General features: G+C 72.0%; 1 protein-coding gene. It reads right to left on the bottom strand.

From position 1 onward, the window contains the following. Positions 1-5,406, bottom strand: a 5,406-nt coding sequence (pulA, locus tag ACIQOV_RS24770; RefSeq protein ID WP_401051884.1) for a pullulanase-type alpha-1,6-glucosidase, incomplete at its 3' end; no start/stop codon positions are given. Positions 5,407-5,617: the final 211 nt, after the last annotated feature.

The raw sequence follows: 5,617 nt of genomic DNA, 5'->3' as shown, positions 1-5,617 counted from the left end.
CGCCTGGCCGGTGCCCCGCAGGGCCGGCACGGTCTGCGCCTGCGCCGCGGGGGTGGCGTTGAAGACCACCGTGATGCCCTTCTCCGCCCCCGGCAGCCCGGTGCCGTCCAGGTGCAGGGTGATCACCCCGGGCGTCTCACCGGCGGTGCCGGAGAGCGGGTAGGAGAGCCGCTGCTGGACGGCGGCCAGGCTCGGCAGCGAGAACAGCGGCGAAGACCGCTTGATCCGCAGGAACTCCTGGTACTGCGCCGAGGCCGCCCGGATGTCGGCCGCGCCCACCGTCAGCTTCGGGTTCGCCAGCAGGGACCGCGCGGCCGTCCACTGCTCCTGGTTGTCCTTCGCCATCGGCAGGCCGCGGCCCCAGCCGTTGCCGTCGGCGGCGTCCCAGTGGATCGCGTTGAACCAGTCCCCCGAGTCGTAGGAGTTGGAGTCGAGCGACTTGGAGCGCAGCAGGTCGCTGCCGGCCTGGGCGAAGCCCGCGCCCTGGGTGAGCGCGGTCAGCGAGAGCGCGAGCGCCTGCATCCGGGCCCGGTCGGCGGGCGCGGTGCCGGTCGGCAGCTTGTACGCGAGGGCGTCGAAGAGGTCGGTGTTGTCGTGGGCGTCCACGTACTCCACCGCCTCGCCGGGCTTCGCCGCGTACCCGGTCGGGGCGCCGTTGTAGTCGACCTGGGCGCCGGTGACGGACTTTCCGGAGCTGTCGGTGAAGGAGTAGCCGGCCAGGTTGCCGGTCAGCCCGACCTTCAGCTGGTCCATCCCGTGCAGCAGCCGGGCCTTCTGCTCCTCCGGGGTGCCGTTCGCGGCCGAGCCGTTCGGGTCGGTGTACAGGCCCGAGGCGAAGCCCTGCTGCGGGGCGGAGTTCAGCATGAAGTTGCCGCCGCGGGCGGCGTCCCGGATCCGGTCGTCGAAGGTGGCGATGCCGGTGCCGGCCATGTTGGCCTGGGTGGCCTGCTCGAACCGGGCGTTGTCGGCGACCGCACCGAAGTTCCAGCCCTCGCCGTACAGGAAGACGTTCTTCCCGTCCACGCCGTCCGAGTCCGGCGTCATCCTCCGCAGCGCGGACTGCACGTCCAGCATGGTGGACTTCGGGTCCAGGCCCATCAGGTCGAAGCGGAAGCCGTCCACCTTGTACTCGCGCGCCCACAGCGTCACCGAGTCGACCACCAGCCGGTTCATCATGGCGTGCTCGGGCGCGGTGTCGGCGCAGCAGCTGTCCGTCGTCACCTTGCCGTCGGCGTCGAGCCGCTGGTAGTAGCCGGGGACCACCTTGTCCAGCACCGAGTGCTCGGCCTGGCCCGCGGCCGCGGTGTGGTTGTAGACCACGTCGAGCACCACCCGCAGCCCGGCCGCGTGCATCGCCTGCACCATCCGCCGGAACTGCACGGTGCGCGCCGTCCCCCCGGGGTCGGTGGCGTAGGAGCCCTCCGGCACGTTGTAGTGCAGCGGGTCGTAGCCCCAGTTGTACGCGTCGTCGGCGGCGACGGCCGCCACGCACTCCTGCTGCTTCGGGCCGTCCGGGGGAAGGGACTTGAGGTCACAGGCCGGCAGCTTCCGGTCGGCCCGGTTCTCCCGGACGGTGGCGATGTCGAAGGTCGGCAGCAGGTGGATCGTGGTCACCCCGGCATCGGCGAGCTCCCGCAGGTGCCGCATGCCGGCCGAGTTCGACTCGGTGAACGCCAGATAGGTGCCGCGCTCGGCGGCCGGGACGGTGGGGTCCTCCACCGAGAAGTCCCGGACGTGCAGCTCCTGGATCTGCTGCTGCGCGGGCGGGACGGCCTGCGGGCGGGCGTGGTCGTCCCAGCCCGCGGGCTTGAGCTCCTTGGCGTCGAGGTCGGCGACCAGGCTGCGCCCGGAGTCGGTGGACAGCGCCACCGAGTACGGGTCGGTGACGGTGTTGACCACCAGCTGCTGGGTCGAGGGCGCCCAGACCTTCACCTGGTACAGGTAGTACTTGCCGTCCAACTCGCGCTTGTCACGGACGACTTCCCACACCCCGGTCTCGTCGTCGAGCTTCAGCGGCAGCGTCTTCGGGGTACCCCCGGTGGCGCTGTCGAAGACCTGGACGGAGACCTCCTGCGCGGTCGGCGCCCACAGCGACAGCGCCACCTTGCCGTTGTAGTGGGCCGGTCCGAAGTCCACCTTGCCGGTCCGCCCGGCGTACAGGTCGTCCAGCACGCCCGGGATCTGCACCCCGGTGGCGGCCAGGACGGCGCCGTTGGGCAGGTGTTCGGTGAACAGCAGCTGGCCGCGCAGCGCGGCCGGGACGCGGGCGGCGTCCCGGCCGTCCACGGTGAAGGCCCGGTAGCCCGCCAGGTGCGGGTACTTCGCCTTCTGGGCGTCGGTCGGCCCGCCCTTGACCGGGGTGAGCCGCAGCCACTGGCCGGGCTTGGTCAGCACGCCCTTGTCGGCCTTGATGCCGCCGGCCGGGTCGTACACCAGCTGGGCGCTGGTGCCGCCGGCCAGGGCCTCGTCGCCCGCGCCGTAGTTCGCCGGGACGACGACGGTCCTCGCGTCGATCCACTGGGCCTTGGCCCCGGCGAGGTCGATCTGCGCGGAGGCGGCCGGGTTCTGCGGCAGCAGGTAGCCCTCGCGGCCGCCGAGGATCCAGACCTCCTTGCCGTTGACGGCGAGGTCCAGCGACTGGTCGGCGGGCAGGTCCTTGTCGTTGCCCTTGTGCAGGATGTAGCTGAGGCTGGTCGCCCCGGGGGCCAGCGGCACCTCGAAGACGGCGCCGAAGGCGTCGCGGCGCACCGGCGCCAGCGGCTTGCCCCAGTCGGTCGGGGTGGCCGCGCCGGTCCAGTCGTGCAGTCCCCAGCCGTCGTAGTCGCCGTCGGCCCGGTTGTAGTGGATGACGGCGGTGTTCGCGGGCTGGGTGTTGCCCGGGCCGGGGTCGGCGGTGCGCACCGCCGGGTCGCCCTGCTTGAGCCACACCTCCCCGGTGCTGCCGACGTCGAGGTGCCGGTCCGCGTCGACGTCCTTGACGCCGTCCTTCTCCACGACGAACCCGACGTCGGAGGCGCCGGGCTTCAGCCGCACGTAGGCGAAGGCGCCGTACGCGTCCCGCCCGGTGAAGGGGTGCCCGGCCGGCCACGGGGTGGCCTCGCCGTCGGCGAGGTCGCCCCAGGCGTAGAGGTTCCAGCCGTCGTAGTCGCCGTCCGGCCGGTTGTAGTGGACGACGGCGTACGGGCGGGAGCCCGCGGTGGGCGCCGGCTTCGGTGCGGGGGCGCCGGTGGTGAAGCTCGCGGTGGCGGAGCGCAGGTGGCCGCCGGAGTCCCGCACGACGGCCTTGTAGCGGACCACCGTGCCGGGGGCGACGGCGCCGAGGTCCTGGGTGACCTTGTACACGCCGTTGTCGGCCGTGCCGAGGGTCTGCCAGGGCCCGTTGCCGATCTGGGCGGCGAAGCTCACCCGGTCGAAGCCACCGCCGTCGACCTTCGCACCGACCGTGACGAGTCCGCTCGAACCGTCCGCCGGCGGCTGCACCGCGAGCTGCGGAGCCGGGCCGACGGCCGCGAGCCGGGCGCCCGCCTTGAACACGACGGAGGACAGCGCCGGCACGGTGACGGTCGCCTTGCGGTCGGCGCCGCTGGTGATCCGGTCCCCCGCGGACGGGTAGATCCGGTCGAAGCCCGTTCCCGCCGAGAAGGTGTCCAGGGTGACGGTCTTCGCCTCGGCGGCGTTGTTGACCGCGACCAGGTACTCGACCTGCTGCCCGGCGTCGATCCGGGAGAAGGCGTACACGCCCGCGCCGTCGGCGGCGTACCGCTCGACCTGGGCGCCGTCGGCCAGTGCCGGGTTGTCCCGGCGCAGCCGGGCCAGCCCGGTGATGCCCTGGTAGAGCTCGCCGCCCTGCCCGTAGCGGTCGGCCGGGCCGGAGGGCCCGCCGAGCACCCGGTCACCGTTGTAGGAGGCCGTCTTCGAGGCGAACAGGTCCTGCCGGGCGTCCTTGTCGCCACCCGCGCCGGTGAAGCCCTGCTCGTCGCCGTAGTAGACGACGGGCTGGCCGCGGGTGAGGAACTGCAGTTCGTTGCCGAGCCGGTCCTTCTTCAGCAGCGTGGCGTCGTCGGCGCCCGGGTTGTCGGCGAGCAGGAAGGAGCCGAAGCGGCCCATGTCGTGGTTGCCGAGGAAGGTCGGCAGCTCGTACGCGTCGGTGTCGGCGCCGGTGTAGCGGTAGTCCTGGCCGTAGACGTCGGCGAGGCCGCGCGCCGAGCCGCCCTGGGAGACGTAGGAGCGGGCCGCGCCCTGGAACGGGAAGTCCAGGGTGGCCTGGAGCCTGCCCTTGGTGACGTACGGCGAGGTGACCGCCGGGTCCCCGGAGTAGACCTCGCCGAACATGAAGAACTTCTTGTTGCCCTGCTTGGCGGCGAAGTCCTTGAGCGCGGGCGCCCACTGCTGCCAGAAGGCCATGTTGACGTGCTTGACGGTGTCGATCCGGAAGCCGTCCACGCCGGCGTCCTTGACCCACTGCTGGTAGACCTTCTCGAAGCCCTTCACCACCTTGGGGTTCTGGGTGTCGAGGTCGTCCAGGCCGCTGAAGTCGCCCTCGGTGGCGGACTCGCCGACGAAGGTCGAGTCGCCCCGGTTGTGGTAGAGCGCCGGGTCGTTGAGCCAGGACGGGGTCTTGGCCCCGGCGTCGGCCGGGGTGCGGAAGACCGGGGTGTAGGGGAAGGAGTCCTTGGTGGTCCGCGGCCAGGGCGCTCCCGCGTCGGCGACGGCGGTCTCGTCCACCGGGTTCCCGTCCGCGTCGAGCGTCGGGTAGGCGCCGGCGGAGCGGTAGCCGTACTGCTTCTCGGCGTAGTCGACGACGTCGGCGGTGTGGTTGGTGATGACGTCGAAGAAGACCTTGATGCCGCGGGCGTGCGCCTTGGCTATCAGCTCCTTGAGCTGCTCGTTGGTGCCGAAGTGCGGGTCGACCTGGGTGAAGTCGGTGATCCAGTAGCCGTGGTACCCGGCCGAGGCGTCGGCCCCGCTGCCCTGCACGGGCTTGTTCTTGAAGATCGGGGCCATCCAGATCGCGGTGGTGCCGAGGTCCTGGATGTAGTCGAGCCGCTGGATCAGCCCGGCGAGGTCGCCGCCGTGGTAGAAGCCCTTGTCGGCGGGGTCGAAGCCGTTCTCCAGCCGCCCGCCGGTGATGCCTCCGCCGTCGTTGGCGGCGTCGCCGTTGGCGAAGCGGTCGGGCAGGACGAAGTAGAACTGTTCGCGGGTGAGGTCGTGCCGCCCGGCGGTGGCCGCCAGCGCGGCGTCCGAGGGCGGGGCCGGCGGGGCGGCGGCGAGGGCCGCGGGGGCGCCGCCGAGGGTGGCGGCGGTCAGTGCGGCGGCCAGCAGGACGGCGGTGCGGCCCGGCGGTCTGCGGCGGCCGGTGGTTCGTCGGGCGGTGCTCCGTCGGGGACGGAGCGGGGCATCGGCCACTGAGGGCTCCCTTAGGGGAAGGGGCGATCGATTTTCCCAGGAAGCTAGCGGCCTGCAATATGTTTCAGCAAGATGCTGAAACCGTTTCGTGCCGGGAAATTTCCAGGTGGGCGACCGTCTCCGACCACCCCGATTACTCCCTCGGAGCGACGGGCGTGACAATGGGACGCATGTCCGTCCCACCGGTACGCACCGAACCCCAGAGCACCCC

Source organism: Kitasatospora sp. NPDC091257, assembly GCF_044757675.1.
GTDB lineage: Bacteria > Actinomycetota > Actinomycetes > Streptomycetales > Streptomycetaceae > Kitasatospora > Kitasatospora lactacystinica.
The sequence above is the reverse complement of the archived record's forward strand: the minus strand, read 5'-3'. Positions and strand labels throughout refer to the sequence as shown.